Annotated in this window: 22 protein-coding genes and 1 pseudogene; 8 read left to right on the top strand and 15 right to left on the bottom strand. The window is 39.6% G+C overall.

Annotated features, from left to right (window positions below):
* Window position 1: 1 nt before the first annotated feature.
* The 4 genes from ACE1CC_RS00190 to ACE1CC_RS00205 form a co-directional block, all read right to left on the bottom strand.
* On the bottom strand, window positions 2-2,155 hold the full coding sequence (locus tag ACE1CC_RS00190) for a GTPase (RefSeq protein ID WP_413268456.1): 2,154 nt from the start codon (window positions 2,153-2,155) through the stop codon (window positions 2-4).
* Between the two features lie 58 nt (window positions 2,156-2,213).
* Window positions 2,214-2,672, bottom strand: a complete 459-nt coding sequence (locus ACE1CC_RS00195) for a hypothetical protein (RefSeq protein WP_413268457.1) — start codon at window positions 2,670-2,672, stop codon at window positions 2,214-2,216.
* 109 nt (window positions 2,673-2,781) lie between these two features.
* Window positions 2,782-3,135 (bottom strand): hypothetical protein, encoded by a 354-nt coding sequence (locus ACE1CC_RS00200; RefSeq protein ID WP_413268458.1) that lies wholly within the window; start codon window positions 3,133-3,135, stop codon window positions 2,782-2,784.
* A 92-nt stretch (window positions 3,136-3,227) separates the two neighbouring features.
* Window positions 3,228-5,525 carry an ATP-dependent nuclease gene (locus ACE1CC_RS00205; RefSeq protein ID WP_413268459.1) on the bottom strand — a complete coding sequence of 766 codons (2,298 nt, stop codon included), beginning with the start codon at window positions 5,523-5,525 and terminating at the stop codon, window positions 3,228-3,230.
* Here ACE1CC_RS00205 and ACE1CC_RS00210 point away from each other — a divergent pair.
* The gene (locus tag ACE1CC_RS00210) at window positions 5,508-6,722 is read left to right on the top strand and encodes a tetratricopeptide repeat protein (RefSeq protein ID WP_413268460.1); all 1,215 of its coding nucleotides are present in this window, start codon (window positions 5,508-5,510) and stop codon (window positions 6,720-6,722) included. The two genes, ACE1CC_RS00205 and ACE1CC_RS00210, sit on opposite strands and share 18 nt — an antisense overlap.
* Window positions 6,723-6,752: 30 nt before the next feature.
* Here ACE1CC_RS00210 and ACE1CC_RS00215 read toward each other — a convergent pair whose 3' ends face one another.
* The 7 genes from ACE1CC_RS00215 to ACE1CC_RS00245 form a co-directional block, all read right to left on the bottom strand.
* Complete coding sequence (locus ACE1CC_RS00215) at window positions 6,753-6,956, bottom strand: hypothetical protein (RefSeq protein ID WP_413268461.1); 204 nt, start codon at window positions 6,954-6,956, stop codon at window positions 6,753-6,755.
* Window positions 6,957-7,225: 269 nt separating this feature from the next.
* Window positions 7,226-7,675: a PIN domain-containing protein gene (locus ACE1CC_RS00220; RefSeq protein WP_413268462.1), complete on the bottom strand. Its 450-nt coding sequence runs from the start codon at window positions 7,673-7,675 to the stop codon at window positions 7,226-7,228.
* On the bottom strand, window positions 7,672-7,956 hold the full coding sequence (locus ACE1CC_RS00225; RefSeq protein ID WP_413268463.1) for a hypothetical protein: 285 nt from the start codon (window positions 7,954-7,956) through the stop codon (window positions 7,672-7,674). The genes ACE1CC_RS00220 and ACE1CC_RS00225 overlap by 4 nt, the downstream gene beginning before the upstream one ends.
* 73 nt (window positions 7,957-8,029) lie before the next feature.
* A complete protein-coding gene (locus ACE1CC_RS00230; protein ID WP_413268464.1) occupies window positions 8,030-11,827 on the bottom strand; it encodes a CHAT domain-containing protein in 3,798 nt (1,265 codons plus the stop codon).
* A 32-nt stretch (window positions 11,828-11,859) separates the two neighbouring features.
* A complete protein-coding gene (locus ACE1CC_RS00235) occupies window positions 11,860-12,654 on the bottom strand; it encodes a DUF1822 family protein (RefSeq protein ID WP_413268465.1) in 795 nt (264 codons plus the stop codon).
* Between the two features lie 3 nt (window positions 12,655-12,657).
* Window positions 12,658-13,284, bottom strand: coding sequence for a hypothetical protein (locus ACE1CC_RS00240; RefSeq protein WP_413268466.1), 627 nt, complete (start codon window positions 13,282-13,284; stop codon window positions 12,658-12,660).
* Between the two features lie 318 nt (window positions 13,285-13,602).
* Entirely contained in the window at window positions 13,603-13,818 is a 216-nt protein-coding gene (locus tag ACE1CC_RS00245) for a copper chaperone (RefSeq protein WP_413268467.1), read from the bottom strand.
* 187 nt (window positions 13,819-14,005) lie between these two features.
* Here ACE1CC_RS00245 and ACE1CC_RS00250 point away from each other — a divergent pair, with 187 nt between their 5' ends.
* Together ACE1CC_RS00250 and ACE1CC_RS00255 are read left to right on the top strand one after the other, a co-directional pair.
* On the top strand, window positions 14,006-14,839 hold the full coding sequence (locus ACE1CC_RS00250; RefSeq protein WP_459563773.1) for an aldo/keto reductase: 834 nt from the start codon (window positions 14,006-14,008) through the stop codon (window positions 14,837-14,839).
* A 75-nt stretch (window positions 14,840-14,914) separates the two neighbouring features.
* On the top strand, window positions 14,915-16,159 hold the full coding sequence (locus ACE1CC_RS00255; protein WP_413268469.1) for a family 1 glycosylhydrolase: 1,245 nt from the start codon (window positions 14,915-14,917) through the stop codon (window positions 16,157-16,159).
* Between the two features lie 18 nt (window positions 16,160-16,177).
* On the opposite strand, the gene arfB is transcribed toward ACE1CC_RS00255, so the two are convergent.
* On the bottom strand, window positions 16,178-16,594 hold the full coding sequence (gene arfB / locus ACE1CC_RS00260) for an alternative ribosome rescue aminoacyl-tRNA hydrolase ArfB (protein ID WP_413268470.1): 417 nt from the start codon (window positions 16,592-16,594) through the stop codon (window positions 16,178-16,180).
* 84 nt (window positions 16,595-16,678) lie between these two features.
* Here arfB and ACE1CC_RS00265 point away from each other — a divergent pair, with 84 nt between their 5' ends.
* Window positions 16,679-16,945, top strand: coding sequence for a Precorrin-3B methylase (locus ACE1CC_RS00265; RefSeq protein ID WP_413268471.1), 267 nt, complete (start codon window positions 16,679-16,681; stop codon window positions 16,943-16,945).
* A 222-nt stretch (window positions 16,946-17,167) separates the two neighbouring features.
* Window positions 17,168-17,827 (top strand): hypothetical protein, encoded by a 660-nt coding sequence (locus tag ACE1CC_RS00270; protein ID WP_413268472.1) that lies wholly within the window; start codon window positions 17,168-17,170, stop codon window positions 17,825-17,827.
* A 27-nt stretch (window positions 17,828-17,854) separates the two neighbouring features.
* On the opposite strand, the gene vapC is transcribed toward ACE1CC_RS00270, so the two are convergent.
* The 3 genes from vapC to ACE1CC_RS00285 all read right to left on the bottom strand — a co-directional run bounded on the left by vapC (window position 17,855) and on the right by ACE1CC_RS00285 (window position 19,279).
* Window positions 17,855-18,262 carry a type II toxin-antitoxin system tRNA(fMet)-specific endonuclease VapC gene (vapC, locus tag ACE1CC_RS00275; RefSeq protein WP_413268473.1) on the bottom strand — a complete coding sequence of 136 codons (408 nt, stop codon included), beginning with the start codon at window positions 18,260-18,262 and terminating at the stop codon, window positions 17,855-17,857.
* A complete protein-coding gene (locus ACE1CC_RS00280; protein ID WP_413264659.1) occupies window positions 18,259-18,483 on the bottom strand; it encodes a hypothetical protein in 225 nt (74 codons plus the stop codon). The genes vapC and ACE1CC_RS00280 overlap by 4 nt, the downstream gene beginning before the upstream one ends.
* 130 nt (window positions 18,484-18,613) lie before the next feature.
* Window positions 18,614-19,279 carry an SDR family oxidoreductase gene (locus ACE1CC_RS00285; RefSeq protein ID WP_413268474.1) on the bottom strand — a complete coding sequence of 222 codons (666 nt, stop codon included), beginning with the start codon at window positions 19,277-19,279 and terminating at the stop codon, window positions 18,614-18,616.
* Between the two features lie 123 nt (window positions 19,280-19,402).
* Between ACE1CC_RS00285 and ACE1CC_RS00290 the strand changes: the two genes are divergently transcribed.
* From ACE1CC_RS00290 to ACE1CC_RS00300, 3 genes and pseudogenes are all read left to right on the top strand, one after another.
* Window positions 19,403-19,702: a GIY-YIG nuclease family protein gene (locus ACE1CC_RS00290; RefSeq protein WP_413268475.1), complete on the top strand. Its 300-nt coding sequence runs from the start codon at window positions 19,403-19,405 to the stop codon at window positions 19,700-19,702.
* 14 nt (window positions 19,703-19,716) lie between these two features.
* The gene (locus tag ACE1CC_RS00295; protein WP_413268476.1) at window positions 19,717-20,079 is read left to right on the top strand and encodes a DUF6876 family protein; all 363 of its coding nucleotides are present in this window, start codon (window positions 19,717-19,719) and stop codon (window positions 20,077-20,079) included.
* An 18-nt stretch (window positions 20,080-20,097) separates the two neighbouring features.
* A pseudogene (locus tag ACE1CC_RS00300) lies at window positions 20,098-20,445 on the top strand (DNA polymerase III subunit gamma/tau); the annotation flags it as partial.
* Between the last annotated feature and the right edge of the window lie 141 nt (window positions 20,446-20,586).

A 20,586-nucleotide genomic window follows, 5' to 3' on the forward strand; every position in this document is an offset into this window, starting at 1 on the left:
GCTACTGAAAAAACTCCCAGAATTGGCCCGACAACCACACCTTCGCAGTAGTCTTTAGCATCGATAAAGCAGATAGTCGCTTTTTATGTTTAGATTTAAAGAAATTTGAAACCATATTAGCAACGATACCTACTCCAATAAATACCCAGCCGATAGGAGCAAAGGGAGTAAATTGTAGTAGACCACCAAATAATGTTAAAAGGCTTCCTCCAATTCTCATAAAATGACGCATAAAGGTATCTGAATCTTGGGTGGTAAAATTAAAATTGCCCCCGCCTAGTTGAGCAATAAGTTGTAATTCCTTCCCAATCTCTTCAATTACTTCTGCAACTTTTTTGTTAAAATTTTGTCCAACTTCTTTATAAGCTGTATCAATACGCTCCTCAAACTTTATGTTCTTAAATTTTCTATTCCACCCCTGCTTCAAACCTTCCTCGCTAGATTCCCAGTAGTCTTCTGCAAAGTAGGGTATGGCATTGAAAGCATCTTGAAAAACAGCTTCTATCTGATGCCGTAAAGACTCGATAGAATCTTTTTCTGCTTTTTTGATGTTTTTTTGGATAGTTTCGCGCTTGTTTTTGAGCGTGTCGGTTAATTTTTGATAAACTTCTGCCTGTTGTGATACCCATTGGTAAGGATTGTCGAGCGCACCAACTGTAGAACCAAGTAAGGTTTGCGATCGCCTAATTACTCCATACTCAACTAAAGACAAGCGAATAGAGTCGAGGAAATCCTGCATTCTGCTTGCTTTGAAAAGCTTATCTTTTTGCTGTTGATGTTCTGATTCCCGTGACATTTGTGCAGCCAAAAGCATTACGGGAACAATGGAAAAGTAGTCATTAGCATAATGCTCTTTGGCATAACGATGAATACGTTCAATATGTCCGCCAATACCACTTTTACCATCTATAGTAAACTGTTTATCTGGATCTTTTAAGAAATAGTCCAACCGTCGAGTATCGCGTAAATTATTTTTGATATTCAGCAGAACAATTAATGGTTTAGCTTTTTCTTTCAGCAATCGCAAGAAACCAAATTCAGTTTCTTGAATACTGTCATTCGTTACCACATAACAAACTACATCAGATTCTTCAATCACGCTTTGGGCAATTTCTTCATCAGTTTTGCCACCAGGAGCACCAATACCAGGGGTATCAATAATACGAATATTCTTCCATTCATAGACTCGATTAAAACGAGTCGTGCGTTGCTTACCTACACCAATGGCATCCCAACCTTCACCTGTAATAATGGCATGGAGGGTGCTTTTACCAGCTTTGGTTTTACCCATAAAAGCGATGCTGAAATGGTTAAGAGCGCGTTGTTTGGCAGCAAGTGATTCGCGTACAGTTTCAATCTCTTTAATAATTTCGGCTGTGAGAGCTTTTCTGGTAGTTTCGAGTTGTTTGGCTACTTCTGCTGCACTTTTGGCTTGACTATTACCGCTGGTTTTTGTTTGGAGTGTTTGTAGTTCGTTTTGAATGCCTTTTCCTAAGTTATAAAGTGCTGAAGAAGCTGCTTTTAAAGCTACTTCTGCGAATTTGTAATCTTCGTTAGCAATGGTGGCACATCGCTCAATAGCTTCATCATATTCTGGCCCAGCTAATAATATTTCTTTTCGCAGTTCCTCAATTCTACGTCCTACGTTTTCGGGGGCAATTTTTGCTAAGTTATCTACTAGTGTGCATGACAACAGAGATTCGGTTCCTTTGAGGAGACGCGCACCGAAAGACAGTTGTGAGGGTTCGTTTTCTTCGTTGATAGAACGGTTAGTTGTAAAGCCTTCTGCTTCTTCAATTAGCTGCTGTAATTTCTTTTTAGACCATTTCCAATGCTGCGCTACTTTTTCCACCATTTCCCGTTCTAATGGTGAAAAGAAACCATCAATATATGCGAGTGCTAGAATTTGTCGCATTGCTTCAGCTTGCTGACTTCGAGGCACTTGAAGTGCTATTTCTGTTATAGATATTTGTTGTTCATCTTGAGCGAGTATTTTTTCCATTTCTAAGAGCGTGCGTTGTCCAGCTTGGGTTTTAGTTGCTAGTTCCCGTAAAGCTTTCGACTCTTCACTGTGAATTTGTTGGTCGGCACAGATTATATGTGTTAGTAGTAAAAATGGGTAATCTAGTTGTTCGGAGATTTTTGAATCGGACATCTTTTTAGGGAATGTGAAGTGGTAAGAATTGAAGTTAGTAAATTTAGCTAAGTGTTAATCATTTTGGCAAAGAAGGTGGTGGTGGGGGAGACTGAGAAGGTCGAGGAATGTAGGTAGGTTTGGGACGACAAGCTTCTAGAACGGCGTTTCTAAATTGATCTACTCGTTCCGATTTTTTATAAAACAAAATTACATTGGTTCTGGTGGTGTAAATGGCAATATAGCGCTGTTTAATAACAAAGGCTAAAACAATAAAGATAATGCCAATGAAGAACCAGAGGGTAAAGATTCCTAACCAAAATAGCCACCAAGTACAGCCTTCTCCAATTTCAACTCCTTTGACATCTTGAATGGGAACGACAATTTCTTTAGTTTCTAATCCGAAAAATTCTTCAGATTTAGTTTGTAGGGTATCACCGACAATTTTGATAGTTAAGCTGCCACTGGTTTGCACAGCAACTACGCCGACAAATTGACCGGAAGTACCGCTGATTTGAGTAACTGAATTAGATTTCATTTTTTGGCTGTTTGAAAGTAAAATAGCGACAGGACTCATGTGAATTTGAGAAATCTTTTTTATTGAGTCCTGTACTTAGTCAACAAAATTAAAAGTCAATTATTGAATATTAGGAATAGGCAATGGTGTAAAAATAACCTCGGCCTTCTTGACTTAAACGGGCTTTGCCTAATGCTACTAAGACTATTAATGTTTCCTGAGCATAATAGTCAAGTTTCCAACCGTATGTATAGGGAAGATTCAAGTTTTTAGCGACTGGTTTGAGAACAGTAGAAGCATCTTCTTTGGTAACTTTATAACCTTTTAATTTGTTATGTAGATACTCCACAGCTTTGTCAGGAATATCATAAGAGTAAGTTACTTGTTCTCTATTTGGATTAACTTGCTCTACTCGGTAAAAATTTTCTTGATAATAAACACGGCGGCGGTTACGTAGTTTGACTTGTCCAACAAATTTAATCAATTGTTTCTCCTGTTTTATTTGAGCAAGCGCATATAACAAAATTTATTTCTGCGAAAAAGTCATGCTAGGTAATTTACTTACTTCTAAGTAAATTAACTTTTAGTATTAAAACCTTTAGATGAATTTTGCTTGTGTCTTGTGCTAGATTTAGTCGAGCTATTTTTAAACTGATTACTTGCAAGAGACACTTCGGTTGCGTTTTGATTGAGGGAGTTTTTGTCATTCCGTCCTTTATAGTGGATCTTATTGACTTCTCTCTCAAACTTTTTGTAGTCAGCAATTGTTTCAGTTGGTTCTAAATCAAGCTTGTATTGATCTCGGAGTTTTTGAATACCTTTTTTAGCTTCAATACCAGCTGGACTGTCATCCAATATATTTTCCATTTTTATAAAAAGCTCCGCTGCATCTATGTGCCTTGCTGACTTGGGATAATCGCGGAAGAAGGTTGCTTTAAGCTGACGTATTTTCTCTGAAATACGCTTATCGTTAAATTTTTGCAATGCAGCAATCTTCATTTCATTAAGACATTTAAAAAGAGCTTTAAAATTATTCTGAAATTCTTCAATGCCATTGATTGCATTGTTCTGCTGGATAGTATCGATTACACTTCTGGCAAAACCAACTTTGTCGATTTGAAGATTCTGTTCTTTAAAGCAAGCTTCGATTGCTTTAAAAACGGTTATATTCTCTATTAATTTAGCATTGATAGCATCTTCAGTAATACTTTCAATACTACTCTTATTTGCATGAAAAACCTTTGCGTAGCTGCGTGCAGCTACTACACATATTGGTAATGGTATAAGGTCTTCTAATTCAATTGGTATCGTTTCTTTAGAGGATGTAAGCGTATATTCATTAGACCACTCCTTAATTTGTAGGATAAATTCCTCACTTAATAAAGGTTTTTCATTCTCATTTTTGGGAAGATTATTTCTTGCTTCATAACTTTCACGATTGCTGTTTAAGAGTAAAATCATTGCTGGTTGCTGCTCTATATTTTGACCAAGGGCTAAGTAAACCAAATAAGGTATATTTGATGCTACCCCGGCTGGAATTATAGTGAGGTGATTCAAATCCAGGGGATTTAAATCCGGCGTTTCCAATTCTGATACATCACGACAAGAGTTTAAATGTGCAGCAGCTCCTGCAATTAGTATTTGTTCAGAAAGACCTTCTACCATTAAGTTACAATTACCAATGAAGGCAGTTTCTCCTACAAAAGCTCCAAAAGCGGATCTCAATGGTTCATAATGATTTTTTGCTGCATCTTCTACTACTCTTGTTCCTTCGTCTTCCACTCCTTTCTCTAAAACGCGAATACGTTCAGCATGGTTTTTGTCGATAAGAAAGGGAGAGTGAGTGACATAAACTACCTGAACTGGAGGCTTACCATCTTTACCATCTGCGAAAGCTTTAAAGATTTTAAGTAAATCTTGTTGTGCTTGGCTTGATAGGTAAGCATCGGGTTCATCCATCAACAAAATTTCTGGAGCTTCATTTTCTAGTTTATGAGCTTTGTACTGAATATAGTAGCTTAAAAAATACTTCAATCCTTGGCTTCGCTCTGAAAAGGAGTATGTAGTGCCAGTCCGATCCCTTATTGCAAACCTTAAATGGTAGTTATTAGCTGACACTACCAAACGAAAATCACGGTCTTGAACCCACCAACTCGGAAAATTAAGATTTTCTTCTAAATTTTTGTTAATTCGATCAATGATAGCTCCACTGTATCCCTCTTTTCCAGCTTTCAACAAGTTATTAGTAAGTTCTAATAAAAATTCTGGGTCAACATTAGCAACCTCACAAATAAGTTTGTAAGCTAGATCAAACTCTTGCTCTCTCCTTTTGACTTCATCTCTACTCATGCCATTATTTTTCAAAAGCGTTATTAGGGTGTTAATTGTTTGAACCTCATTCTCAAGTTCAATAGGAATTTTTAAGAATTCAGTAGGGGCTGACGCTCGTACTTTATGCCCATCTTCCTTTGTACGCCATCCAGTGTCAATACCTTTTTGGCTTGTCAATGAGGACTCACCAGTAGCAATGATATCAAGTATTTTGTCAATCTCTTCTCTTTGCCATTGTTCAAGTAGAGTAGTTACTCGACCGCTTTGCTTTTGACCTTTGGCTTGTACTCTTATACGCTCAATTGGTACGCTATCTGGAAGCGCTACTTTTGAGTCTATACGGAAAGGTTTGGGTAAAATTTTAGAAAATAAGTTTATTTTTTCACGATTTACTGGGTATTGCTTATAGTTCCCCTCTCCGTTAGGTAAATAAATAATTAAATTGGTTTTGTTTGTACGAAAAATTAAAAACCAATCGAAATTTTGTTCTTCTGATGGTATATCAGCAGCCTTCCTAACTTGATCTTGCTCTATATCAGACAAATCCTTCCATTCATATCCAAAATCAGGAAACCTATATTCATTTTTTGTTACTGTAAAAAACTCAGAATTACGGCAGAAGTCTTCACCAGTAATAGCTTCTCCACCACACTTAAAGTATTACAACTCAATGGCTTAGACGAAGAAAGCGCCCAAAAAATTATCTATTCAGCCAAAAGGTTTTCTAGTGGCTCCGACTCCAGTCTTTTTGACGAACTGATTCAAATCTACGGTGGCAATCCCTTACTTTTAAAGATAGTTACCGCTAACTTTGCTGACCTGTTTTCCGGTAATCTCACCCAATTTATCCAGCAAACTACCTTAGTTGTCCAGCAAATTCTCCGAGATTACTTGCAGAAAATTAATGCCGATTTAACCGAGTCGGAAAATTACCTAATTTGTTGGTTAGCCTTAAAAAGTAAACCAGTTTCTATTAATGATTTGAAATCAAATCTAGCTGGTGTTGTAGAAATATCCGAATTGCCCTCTGCTTTAGAGTCACTCATCAAACAAGCATTTTTAGGAAAAATTGAAGATGGTTTTATTTTGGGGCGAGAAATCAAACAATACATGACGCATCAATTAATAGCTAAATATTTCAATCAACTCGGACATAAAAAATATTTAGCGGGGGAGTTTCAAACGGCGAAATCTTACTTAATTCAAGCTATCAGATTTAACCCTGATTTAGCAGCATCTCACTATAACTTAGGCGCTACTTACGAACAGTTGCAAGATTTAGAAAAAGCCCGAATTCACTATCAAATCGCTGCTGGATTTAATAACCGAGGGGCTTATGCAGCTATTAGTAATTTAGCTCGTTTGGAAATTATTTCGGAAAATTTAGACGCAGCAATTACTCTGATAATGCCGATTTTAGAGCAAGTTAAAGATGAGTTAGTGCTAGCGGCTTTACACAAAAACATTGGTTGGGCTTACTTTCTCAAAAATCGCTATGATGAAGCTGAGGTACAGATTTTGAAATCGCTAGAGCTAAATAATCTTCATCCCCCAACTTATTATATTTTGGCGCAAGTGAAAGAGACTCAAGGAAATATGCCAGAGGCGTTAGTTTATTATGAGGATTTTTTGAAATGCGATCGCAGTGGCAAAAAACCTCAAGGAGTATATTGGAGACTGCCAGAATTAGATGTATGGAAAATCACAGCACGTCAGCGCTTGAATTCTTTTAATAATTAGCAGTCTCCGAGATTAAGGTTTTACAGAGAATTAACTATAGTTAGGTGGAACAATGGGATCGTCATTTCCATTCCCGCCTTTTCTAGCTTGAGGCTGAAAAATCTCTACTAATGGTGCATGGGATATGAATTTATCAGATGCAGAAAATTGTTTTTCACTAGCAATGTTAATTCCTAAAGATGCAGGAATAATCATGCCAAACATGAAGAGAGAAGATAAAATTGTAGGTGTCATTGTACCCGTTTCTCCGTTAAATAAATCAGAAGTTTTTGGAGAAGCGAGTTGGCCAACTGCGCTTTTTAATTAACCAGGGCGTAGTCGAAAAATTATGCAGGTTTTGGGAAAATATTTTTTGGACTCAGAAACCAGGATTTTGTAGAACTTGTTTGTAGTAGGCACGCTTAGTGCTATTTCTGCTGATTAGCTGTTGATATAAGTCCAATTCTACTGGATAAAATATTATAAGGGTTGAAATTTTAACACAGATAACTATATTGCTCGTACTAAATCCCAATGTTTTGCCATAAATCGGCTGCAATAAAACTCGACAAATGCCCTACATTTGTTGTTGCAATCACGACATTGGAAGCCGCTAGAGTCATAGCCTGGGCAATCAAAATCATATCGCCGTCAATCGTTTTATCCCCCGCCGTTGGTCGTCCCTGCTGGCGAGCCTCTGCCCAAAGATTGGCAGCTTGACGCATAGCAGCGGTTGTAATTGGCAAATATTCAGTGATTTTGGCTAAACTATCTAAACGAGAAATTCCCTTTATTTTATTAGCTCGCAACAATTCACGACGAACTTCGTAATCCGCAATCTCTGGAAGAATAATTCGACTGTCTGATGTGATATGAGATTGAAGCCACTGATTACAAGCAATACCTTGAGCAGAGAGTTTGGGATTGGTAATTAGTCCAATTGGGCCAGTATCTAATACAATAACTTGGCTCACCAAGTCACTCCTTTCAATTCCAAAGGAAATAATTTGCGCTCAGAAAGCCGATCTTCATCTAATACTTGGATCAGGTATTGTCCTGTTTCTTGCTGTTCCTCAACATCCTCGTCATCAATCCAACTTTGAAGTACATCAACGGCTTGAGCTTGTTTTTGCTTTAATAAAATAGATTGTGTTAAAAGCTGCAAGGCGATCGCCTCAACGGAAAGCCCCTGTTGTTCGGCTTTCTCATGGAGATACCTTTCTAATTCTGGGGGTAGGTTGAGGGTTAATGTCATGATGCTTTTTGAGATATAAACCCCCATATTTTAACATTCTAGGTTGGCGTAGCCTTTATTAAGGCTATTTGAGTTAGCGCAAGCCGGAACAGGTAAAAGCAGCCCAGTAGAAGGGATGGGAGAAGGGGAAAGCCTCTTGACTCATAGCCTTAAGCCGATTTTTGGTCTGGCGAATGCGATCGCCAGCTTTAAACTGATGCTTGTACTCTTCATCCCATTTCAGATAATCTGGGGTATCTTTGGGGTAGCGATCGCGATTAGCTTTTGCTTCCTTACGCGCCTTATCTAGTTGTTGAAATTTCTCATCCAGCAGCAAATTTATTTGAGGTTGGTAAACAACAGCGAGAGTTTCCCCACTTAAAGAGCGTAATTCTTCTTGTGCTTGTTGCAAAGCTGCCGGACGACACGAACCTTTCTGTCGATATTGGTGATAAAAAATCGAAAATAACGCCGTTGCTAAGTCGTCAACCGCCCAAAGGGTACTAACTACGCTTCTAGCACCCGCACACAAAAAGCCACTAGAAATAGTTAGCACATCGTCTGTAATTTGCATTAAACCAAGATTAGTTTCACAGCAGGAAAGAAACACATCTACTAAATTTGGCAGTCGCCATCCAGGTGTCAGCAGTTGTCCTAGCGTAATTGTTCCATCCCCTAATTGCAACTTTGATTCTAGAGGTTTATCAATGCGAGATTGAGCATGGTGACTGTTGATAATTCCTTGAACTTGTTCGATCAGCTGGCGATAATTGTTAACAGTAGCTTCCCTACGACCTTTGAGACGTAAATGTGATGGAATGCTGTACATTTGTGCAATTCGATCGCCTTCAAAGCTGGAACATGGTAAGTCTTCTGTAGCATCTTCAACTGTTCCATAACTCAAAATAGTTTCTACTTTGGGGCGCTTTTGGCAAAATTCTAAGATTTGGCAACTAGGAGCATAGCGAATTAGAAATTTGTCTCCTAGATATTGACCATCTGCGAGCGGTAAAGCAGCAAATGGTATATAGTGTAAATTTATACAAGGTATTATAACAATTTCTTCGATACCTTGTAGGTGATTGCTAATTAAATCATCAAGCAAAAGTCGTTGGGAAAGGTCTACTAGAAAAGTATTAAATTGAATAAGCCATGTTGCTTTTAACTGTTTTCGCTCAGTTTCAGTTTTGGTTATGTCAGAGGTGGCTAAATAGGATAGAAGCCAGTTATCAAAAATTCCGCGATCGTGTAAAGTTTCCAAGCCTTGACCTGGACAAATATGACAGCTTATTTTAGTTTGGCGGACTGTAAAAATATAAGTATCATCATAAGTGCTATAAAAGCTCAGAATTGCAGTTGTCTGATTGGTGATTAATTGCTGTATATTAGCGAATTTAGGGCTATCAACTTGGATTTGACTAACTAAAACTGGATCTAGCTCTCTTAGCTTTTCAAAAAGTTGTTCTTTTTGTTCTTCCCAAGCTTTGATGTTTTGGTTGTAACTTTCCCAAGCCGCACGGTTGTATTGGCTGAATTCAACTTCTGCTAATAAGTGAGATAGGGAATTATTGGCAATTAAATCTCTGTTTTGATGGCGAGTGAAGTATAAGCGATCGATTTGTTTGTGTAGTCTTTCATACTCCTGCAAATGTTCCTGTAGTTCTGGAGTAATTTCTTTAGCGCAATAAAGGTCATTACTTACGATTAAATCTACCAAATGCCGAGAGCGCGAACGTTCTACATACTCAATAGCTTTATCTAATCGTCCAAAATTAATGCAAGTTTGTACTAATTTCATGTTAATATTAAATACTTGTTGCATTAATTTTTGCCGACGTTCGTCAGTACGAAACCAAGAGCGTCTAATTTCTGAAGCTTCAATGGCAACCGTGTAACCTTCTATTGCTTCTTCCCATTTATTAACAGCAAAAGCTGTGTTTCCTAAATGATTTCCTGTCACCATGGAATGAAGGGGAAAATTAATAGGAGTGAAGATTTCTAAAGCCGAGCGAAAACAGGTAATTGCGGCATCAGTTTTTCCTATTTCTTGATAAGTAGTACCCAAATTCATTTGCAGTGTTGCCCACATTTGAGGATATGCTTCGCGAGTATACACTTCCAATCCAGCTTGAAGATAACGCATTGCTAATAGCAGATTTTCAGCTTTTTTCCCCTTAATCCGTTTACAGTAAGCATTACCCAAGTTACTTTGAATTTTTGCCCAATCTAAGGGAAAGGTTTCGCGAGTGTAAACTTGTAATGCTGCTTGAGATGCTGCGATCGCATCTTCTATATTTTGTATATTATCGCCCAACTTTCGCAGATCGTAAGCTGCACCCAAATTCAATTGGATGGTAGCCCATTTGTGAGGAAAAGCTTCACGAGTAAAAACTGAAAGTGCTGCTTTGTAGCAACTAATCGCCAGTTCAATTTCTTCTGTTCGATTATTTTCAACTCGGTGGAAATATGCTCGACCTAAATCTATTTGAGTTGTCGCCCATTGTTCTGGGAATGTATATGGTGTATAAATTAATAAAGCTGATTGGAAAGCCGCAATCCCTTTCTCAAAATTTTCTACTCTATCGCCTTTTATCCGTTCGCAGTAAACATTACCTAGATCGCTATGAATCCAAGCCCATTTTTCTGGATTTGCCTCCCGCGTATGAACTGATAATGCCTCTTGATAATCAGCGATCGCTCGTTCTAAATTTTCAGCTTTTTCACCATAAATCCGCTCTGAGTAGGTTTTAGCTAAATTAATTTTTGTATCAGCCCAATCTATTGGTAATGTTTCGTAAGTGCGAACTTGTAAAGCCGTTTCATAGTAATAAATTGCCCGTTCCAAGTTGAGAGCGCGATCGCCATAAATTCGATTCAAGTAAGCGCTACCTAAGTTATTTTGACTCATTGCCCAGGCTTGAGGATCTGCATCGCGAGTCCGCACTGATAGGGCTGCTTCGCAGGCAATAATACAGGCTTCTAAATTATCAGCTATATTACCTCGAATTCGATGTAAGTAGGCGCTAGCAAGGTTATTTTGGACTGCTGCCCAAGTTGGCGGAAATTCGTGGCGAGTATATACTTGTAATGCTTTTTGGTAATGAACGATCGCTTGTTCTAAATTATCAGCACGTTCGCCCTTTATTCGTAGTGAATAAGCATTACCCAAATTAGTTTGAGTTTCTGCCCAATCATAAGCCATCATCTCACGACTACGCACTTTTAAAGCATTTTCATAGCAACGAATTGCTTGCTCTATATTTTCAGCCCGTTCGCCTTTTATCCTGTCGCCGTAAGCAACTCCTAAATTATTTTGAACACTTGCCCATTCTTCTGGAGAAATGAATTCTGTTAAAAATTTTGCTGCTATTATATAGCCAGTAATAGCAATTTCAATATTAGTAGCTCTATCTCCTAATGTAAATTTCTGAATTATGGTACTAAAATTAGCAATAGTAATTGCAACGCTTCTTGCGCTTTCTGGGGTTGCTTGAGCTAGAGTATCATTGCCAAAAATTTCCAAAACTTGAGCCAAGCTATGATTCAGCTTATCTAAGTTAGATTTCAAAAATGAAAAAATAACTTGTGGATTTGCTTGGTTTTTGGCAACTAAATCTAAAACATCTAATAGGAAGTCGCGGTATACTTCGGGAGTATCTACCAAAGGACTGCTCATTGCAGATTTAAGTTTAACAGCCCAGTCACGCAACCAAATTGCAGTATTTTGATTGGCTTGCAATTCCAATTGTATTGCTAACTCCTCCATTACTTGCAACAATCCTGAATCAATCAGGGTAACATTAGCTATTAAAACGTCCTTTTCTTTTTCAACAGGAGCATTCAGTAAATTTTCTATTAATTTGAAATAAGCATCTCTTCGTTGCTTTTCCATAATTTCCTAATTAAATAACTTAAAAATTACCCTTAAATAAAGTCAGTATTTGACCAAATTTCTGACAGTTTTTCTATTAAGCTTTCAGCTAGTTCTAATAATTCAATGTCAGTTTCATCATCAGTCACAAATTCCCGCTCAGTTGCTACACCAGTAGCAGTTCCAGCTAAAATATCTTTGATAGCATACGGCCTTTCTGAATCGAGTTCTATGCGCCAAATACGTTCTAGCTGGGCAGCAATTTCGGAAATTTGATTATTTGCCATTACTTCCCGGACTCGCACGGCAACTAGATCATCACCTTGCAAAAATTGATTTGCTACTTCAAGGCGATAGAGATAGTCTATTAGATAATCAAGAGTTTGGAGATTGGCAATTGGCACAAAAGTTGGTGGATTTGAGGCATCAACCATTGGAGCAAATCCCAATAGTTTCGCCCGCTCTAAGTGTTCCCCAAATTGGACTGCAAAATAACCAATTCTGTCTTCTGTTGCTTCTGATGGGATAATTAAAACTGTTTCTCCTTCCCAAATAGGACGACACTCTAATTTACCAATACCAGGAAGCATCAAATCAGCTACATCCCATCTGCTACATAAAATGGGATCGGCGCTATCGCTTTGACTAAAATTTGGTTCATACCCTTGCCATCTCAGATAACTATCAACGGCATAAACAGCTAGAATATTTAGGAAAACTCGTTTTCCTATTTGATGTTTATCTCCTAAAGTTGTTAGTTGCATGGCTCTTGCAGCTAATTCTCTGGCTAGGGTATGAGATTCACGACCAAGCGGAACTGCGAGCGGAAGTATTTCTGTGTTGTTCATAATTCAAGACTCAGATTTGTATCCTAACTCTATAGCAATTTCTTGCAGGAGTGGGCGACATTTTCTTTCCCAATGGGATTTAAGGGTTTGGTAGTTGATGGAAAGTTCTTTGGCGAGTACGGTAAATTTATCAGGTGGACTTTTTAGCAATACTCTAGAACTGAGTAATTGACAGTTACAATCTGGATAGCTTTGAGGGTGACAATTCCGCAGTTTTTCTTGTGGATCTTCCCTGACATACTGTTCGAGTTTCAGACCAATTATTTGCTGTTGTTCTCGTTCTATTTGTTCAATATAGCCGTCAATTCCGCTGCGGGTGGGAATTTGAAAACCTGTTGTTGGTAGAAGTTCTAGTAGAGAAGTTTCGCTTTGATGATCTCCAATGGGTGCATCTAAACTGTAAGTGCGATCGCTCTTGCCTTGTAAGTATAAATCTTTAATTCGCCAGTATAGGTAGCTGTTAATCCATTGCAACAAACGCTTTTGAACCAAAGGTCGATCGGGATTAAAATCTTGACACATTTGACGGTTCACCCATTCAAAGGTGTTATTTAAAGCGTCTAGGTAGTCTGGGTGAGATGATTTACCCAACCCTGGTAATAATTGAATTTCCCTAAGCAGCAGATTCATAGCTTTTTGCCTTTTTGGGCTTTTCCAGGGGTGCTGACATATCTGTGCAATTAGTTGATACAGCTGTTCATCCATAGATTACCAAAACTCAAAAGAGATAAATTTTATTATTTCCTAAAATAAGTTTTTTAATAGATATCTCTAAAAAAAACTGAGTAATTAATATATTACAGTATATATGCACTTTTGCCGATAGGATAATTCTATCTACAAAAGTGCATAAAGTTATATGAGGCTGTTAGGAGTAATTTGCACAAACAAGTACGATTTCAGTTAGGTAAGTAGAGGGGTTACTAGTGTTTGAGATGGGTAAGAAAGTTATTCTTTAAGGGAATGTCCAGTAGCAGTAATGGCTTGTTTAATTGACTCTTCAGAAGCAACAGGTTTATTAGAGTCAGGTGACTCTATTGTGATTGTCTTAGATTCTACATCTACTTCTACCTTGGCAGTAGGATCTACTGTGGCAATAGCCTCAGTCAGATTTTGTGCTTCTTGCGAATTGGTAAGAGTGGGAACGTTTAATTTCAAAGACATAGATAGATTTTAATTCCTTTCTAGTAACGAAAAGTTTTCTTAACTTTAGAGATAGATTTGGACTGTGGCATCTATCATTAGGAATTAGTCGTATGGAAGAAGAAAACTTAAATTTTGCTCATGATAATATAAGGGTTTGTACCCGCTTTTTAGGAATTATGGAGGTGTGTGAAAGATGGAAACAGTCATGCGAAATCTTGAGTTACCCTCTGGACAATTAATTCCTGTTCTGGGCATGGGTACATGGCAGATGGGGGAAAGTACAAAAAATCGTCAAAGTGAAATTGATGCCTTACGTCACGGGTTGGATTTAGGTTTATCTTTAATTGATACGGCAGAAATGTATGGAGAAGGGGGTGCAGAAGAAGTTATTTCACAGGTAATAACGAATCGTCGTGCATCCGTGTTTTTAGTCAGCAAAGTTTATCCTCATAATGCTTCAAAACAAGGAGCAATCGCTGCCTGCGAACGAAGCCTCAAACGCTTAAAAACAGATTACCTCGACCTTTATTTACTCCATTGGCGCGGTTCTATCCCATTAGCGGAAACCCTAGAAGCATTTCAAACTCTGCAACAAGCAGGTAAAATTCGCAGTTATGGCGTGAGTAATTTTGATGTGGAGGACATGAAAGAAGCTAGTCAGTTGAAGGGGGGAAAGGAAATTGTTACTAATCAAGTCCTCTATAATCTGGCACGCCGGGGAATAGAATGGAACTTATTGCCTTGGTGTCGGGAACGTAGCATCCCAATCATGGCATATTCTCCGATCGAGCAAGGGCGTTTGTTGAATAACCAGACACTTAATGCGATCGCACAACAACGCCAAGTCACTGCGGCTCAAATAGCTTTAGCCTGGGTATTGCATCAGGAGAATGTGATTGTAATTCCCAAATCTAGTCGGATTGACCATATAGAACAGAATTGTGCAGCATTGGATTTGAAACTAAGTGCAGAAGAACTGAATGCTCTGGATACGGCTTTTCCACGTCCTAGCAAACCTGTTCCATTAGAAATGCTCTAATTTATCTGACGTTGGATAGTGCCTCAAATGGACGAGACTACCTACGATAACGATTAAATATACCAGAGCAAACGTATGACTCAACGACCTGGAATCTTCCCCACGTTCTTCATCTCTGGCTTTGAGTGCTCGACGTTTCTCTGGAAGGATAAGAGACGACGGAATCTGATAGAAGAGACACAGCACGATCGCCATGCACAAGAAGATTATGAGATACTGCACTCGTTAGGGATTGATGTGGCACGGGAAGGAATACCTTGGCCGTTAGTCGATCGTCATGGCTGCTACGACTTCTCTATGATTGACCCGATGATTGAAGCGATGCAGCAGACGCAAATTCTTCCTATTTGGGATCTTTGCCACTACGGGTATCCAGAGGATCTCGATCCATTTAGTGATGAATTTATCGATCGCTTTGCCCGTTACTGTCGCGCCGCAGCCGAGTATGTGATTCCCCGCTTGCATGGCCCCTATTTTTTCACGCCGATTAATGAAATTACCTTTTTCTCATTCTGCGGGGGAGAATGGGGTTGGGTGGCTCCATATAAAACCACAAAAGAAGACCGTTTTCGCTTCCGTTTAGCCCTGTGTAAGGCGGCGATCGCAGGAGTTAAGGCAATTCGAGAAGTGGAACCTACAGCCAGGATGATCCACATCGATCCGTTAGTTCAGGTAGTAGCACCGCGCGATCGCCCGGATCTAGTCGAAGCAGCAAATCACGAAACCTATGTGGACACATTCCTAGCATGGGACATCCTTTACGGAAAAGAACACCCTGAACTCGGCGGTTCCCCAGAAATTTTAGATATCGTTGGCGCAAATCATTATTCTTTTGGTCAGATGGAATACCGGGAACAAGGCCCACATCAGGCACTCGACCCCCACGACGAGCGCATTAAACCGCTTCATGACTTAATGCAGTGGCTGTGGGAACGCTATCACCGACCGATGATTATTGGCGAAACTAGTGGCATGGAAGCAGGCAGAGATGAGTGGCTAAAGGACGTAGTGGAAGAGTCTCTAGCGGCAGTGAATGCAGGGATGGAACTGCATGGGATTTGTTTATTTCCTGCTGTTGATATGCAGGATTGGCATACTGGAAGGTGGTTACACAATGGGATTTACGATTTGGTACAGGTTGGGGATAATTTACAGCGAGTGCCTTGCGAACCATATATTGCAGAGCTACGACGTTGGCAGCAGGAATTCAATCGTGTGACGACGCTGGATGCTGACCCCTTGAGCGACCCAGTAGAACTGCAAGATGTGATTGACGCGGCTAAACGATTACAGCCAGAACCCGATCGCAATTGGCATTAAAAATTAAATTCGGCACTTTCATTCATCTGTTACTTTTCCTCGCATTGTCTTAATCTGACTTCGCTTAGTTTTGCTATCCAGACGTTTTCTTTGAGAACTCCGAGTCGGTTTGCTCTTTTTTCGGGGTTTGGGGAGTGCGATCGCACTTTTAATCAAGTCTTGCAATCTCTGCAATGCCTCTTCCCGATTCTGCTCCTGAGTGCGGTGTTCTTGAGCTTTGATGACAATGACACCTTCTTTAGTAATCCGCCCGTCGGAAAGCTTCAACAATCGCTCTTTGTAAGACTCAGGTAACGAGGAAGCAATAATATCGAAGCGCAGGTGAATGGCAGTTGCTACCTTATTAACATTTTGCCCTCCTGCCCCTTGAGAGCAAACTGCACTCATTTCAATCTCCTGTTCTGGGATGCTTACTGTGTCAGAAATGTGGATCATAATTCAAACTAAATCAAATCGAAACAAGAGCAGCTGCCTTCATGGTAAACGTTAGGATTGGGGATAGCGCGTTCTGATTCAAGTATGGCAAAGTCAGAAGAACTACTCACGGGAGAAGCACTTGTTAAGGAAGTTTGTCGGCGGATTCGGGTAGCTCGCAGTTATTGGGATGCCCACAACAATGCTGCTTGTCGGGGAGAAAGAGAGCGAGCATTAGCCCTTTACAACACGCTCACTAAAGAACAAAAAGACCAGATTCCGCAGCAGTTGCGGGTATGGTTGCGTTATCGCAGTGAAAAATACTTCGGCGCACACCGCACACCACCAAAGTCGAAACGAAAATCAAAGTAGTGCTTTGCTCTTACGGGGTTTGGGTAAGCCGACTCAATTATTCAGTAAAGATGTATTGCCTAGATTGATTTGGAGTTTAGCTAGGGCTTGCAAATTCAACTCATTTTGGGTTTTCATCCAGCCGAGTGGTTCAATATACTAATTTCGGCGTAGCGTGAAGATCTGCGGTAGTATATGTTAGCTTGAGAGCGTAAAGTACGCTGCCTTAGTTACTAAACAGGTATGAAATGGGACGAGTATCCAGAGAAATTTTGGCATTGTAGAATACAGATAAATGGTGTTAGAAACAATGAAGACGCTTTTCTCAGCGATGCCACTATCCAACTGGTTCGGGAGCAAATTGTTGAACCTTGGATGCAACATAGACCCTTCAATGTAGGAGGAGTAGTAATTAGAAACTCAAGTCAGATAAAAAAAATTAATATTGTGCAAACATCTCAGCCTTGCAGTTTCTACGCTGAACTACGCGAGAATTGGAGAAGAGAATTAGAAATCGAAACAGGAATATTAATTGGTTTGAGTCCAATTGATGAAAGATGTACTCCTTTTGGTGAAGAAACGGCAAAAGACTACACTCATGAGCTGTTATTCAGTTTGAAGGCTGAAACTGACTTGTTGAACGCTGAAACTGACTTGCTGACACCTGATGAAGAAGTAGAGTATCAGATTGAAGAGCAAGATTGGTACGCACCAAGTCTTCCAGCAACTAAGGAAATTGCAAAAGAAGAAATCGAACGACTAAAAAATGAAGTCGATATTGTCATTGTTACTGCAACCAATGTAGAAATAGAGGCAGTAATGCGCTTACTAAAGCCTTTTCCCAGAAGAAAAAACAGCTACTTCCTTAGTGCATCATGTTTTATCCCAAAAAACTGTACTTGATTCACTCTAGGGATTACATAATTATTTTTACGCCTCAATTTCCCAATCCTCAACCTGCAACCCCTCAATCCGCCCAAACTCCCCTGTATTATGTGTCACCAGAGTTAAATTATTTGCCAGAGCGATTGCGGCAATTTGTAAGTCATAAGCTCCAATGGGTATGCCTCTAGTTTCTAACTGTGCCCGAATCACCCCAAAGGTAGTAGCGGCGAGATCGTCAAAAGGGAGTGAAACAAATTGCGCCAAGAATGCTTGCTGTAGGGCAAAGTTGCGGTCTGGGTTGGCACTTTTCATCGCTCCAAAGCAGAGTTCTGCTTTGACGATTGAACATACAGCTATCTCTTGAATAGGAACCGCCTCAAGCCGCTGCTTTAAGTTCAAATTTCTGCCTTTTAGATAAATAATGCAGACATTTGTATCAAGAAGATATTTCATTCTAGGGGTTCGCGCTCAGGTTGTTCGTTTTGAGGATGTCTAATAAATGAGTCATCCTGAATGCACCCGTAAAACTGTGAAAGAGATACGGCTTCAACACCTTTGGGCAGACTAGTTTGATAGACAATGACAACCTCGATATCTGTATCTTTCATATCAGGTAAATGAACCTTCAAAAGACCATCGCTACCGATATGGGATTTTAGTGTGATGCTCTGCATAGTTCTTATTCCCTACCTACAAACCGATCTCCTCATCCAATTGTTGCAAAATTCCCTGTAACTACGCTAGCTATGGCAGAGCTTCCAGTTCATCTGTATAGACTCCAATGCTTGAATTAGGCACACAGACTTACCACGGCAGCACCTCACCATTAGCGTGCCAAAAAGTACCTGTATTTTCCAGCGTCAACTCATCAATTCGTTGCAATAAACCCTTTACCGAGTCTTCAGGCGTAATCCCACTGGCAGTAAAATTGGTCATCCGAGTTTGCACTAAACCAGGATGTAGTATCGCCACCGCAATTCCACGCGATTTCAAGTCATGAGACAGCGACTTACCTGCCATCGACAACGCTACTTTCGACATCCGATAACCATAAGAACTACCAGAAGTATTGTCCCCAATCGAACCCATCCGACTCGTCATCAGCACAATCTTAGAACCTGCATAAAGATTTGGCAGTAGTGCATGAGTAACTCTTAAGGTTCCCAGAGCATTCACCTCAAACTGCTCTCGAATGCTATCAAAATCCAACTCTTCTAATGTGACGCGCTTGATTATTCCCGCATTGTTAATCAACACATCAATCCTCGTATCACCCAAGCGAGTGACTAAATCTGCAACCGAAGCATCAGAGGTAATATCAATACCTTCTTGAACCTGCACCCCTAACTGTTTTAATTCCTCAGAAGCACTACGGCAAACAGCAATCACAACATCACCTCGTAGTTGCAATTGACGACAGTATTCATAACCAATTCCCCGATTAGCACCCGTGACTAAATAAGTTGCCATACTTCACTCCCTAAAACAACGTCTACTCTCTTTGAAATTGTAGTGTTTCTAAATACTAATAAACAGATGTTTTTTTGTTGCTCACGCACTGAAAGGAATTGATGATTTTGTTGTAACTTTCGCATGGTTTATTTACTACATTTCAATCAACGCATCAATCCTACTAGACCAACCCAACATTATTTAGGATATGCCAAAGATTTGGATGAAAGAATTAGAGAACATCGGCTTGGTAGAGGTGCAAGGCTGTGTCAAGTAGCAAAAGAACGGGGAATAACTTTTAGATTAGCAGAAGTTTGGATTGGCGATCGCTCGTTAGAAAGAACACTTAAACGGCAGAAAAATAGCCGAAGATTTTGTCCAATTTGTCATCCCATCAATTCCAGTTTTGTTCCGGCTAACGCCATTAAAGGTGAGAATTAATAGGAGTAAAATTGATGACTTTAACCCAAGCAGAATTAGATGCCTTTAACGGAACTGATAACATTTATCAGCATTCTTTGGGCAATATCTATTATACCGATGGAGTCAAGTATTTAGCAACTCAAGGACAAGCATTTTGGTTACTAGATGCCATTGCTTCCTATCAAACACCACAGCTACTTTCACAACAAGATTTAGCCGAATTTCAACTTTGGCAATTAACAGTAGCACCAGATAAATCTGCTGTCCTCACTTGCCAATCAGATAGTAACAACGAACCAGTAGTTACCCAAAATATTCCTTATACAGACTTTCCCCTAACTACTATCAAGTTGTACTTAGCCGACCAAATCCTACTATTACCATCCGAGTATTAATTTCAGAGCACCACAACAATGTACATCCCATTTCATCAGAAATATCGTCCTCAAACCTTTGCCGAATTAGTAGGTCAAAATGCAATTGCTACTACCTTAACTAATGCCATCAATAGCCAACAAATAGCACCTGCATATCTATTTACTGGTTCGAGAGGCACAGGAAAAACTTCTAGTGCTAGAATACTGGCTAAATCTCTCAACTGCCAAGCAAGCGAACAACCAACGGCAACACCATGCGGTAAATGTGAGATTTGTCAAAGCATAGCATCTGGGTCATGCTTAGATGTAATTGAAATTGATGCTGCTAGTCATACCGGAGTAGAAAATGTCCGAGAAATTATCTCTGCTACTCAATTTACTCCCGCCTGACGGGGTGACAACTATGGCTAAAAGGTAGACCGGATAAGCATCTCGGCTCTTCGACCTCGCTGATAATAAGGTCGTTTATGTGGACTTAATGACATTAATTGAGCAGTTTGTTCATTCAATAAAGTCAAAGATTCC

The sequence above is a fragment of the Floridaenema aerugineum BLCC-F46 genome, assembly GCF_041929345.1.
GTDB lineage: Bacteria > Cyanobacteriota > Cyanobacteriia > Cyanobacteriales > Aerosakkonemataceae > Floridanema > Floridanema aerugineum.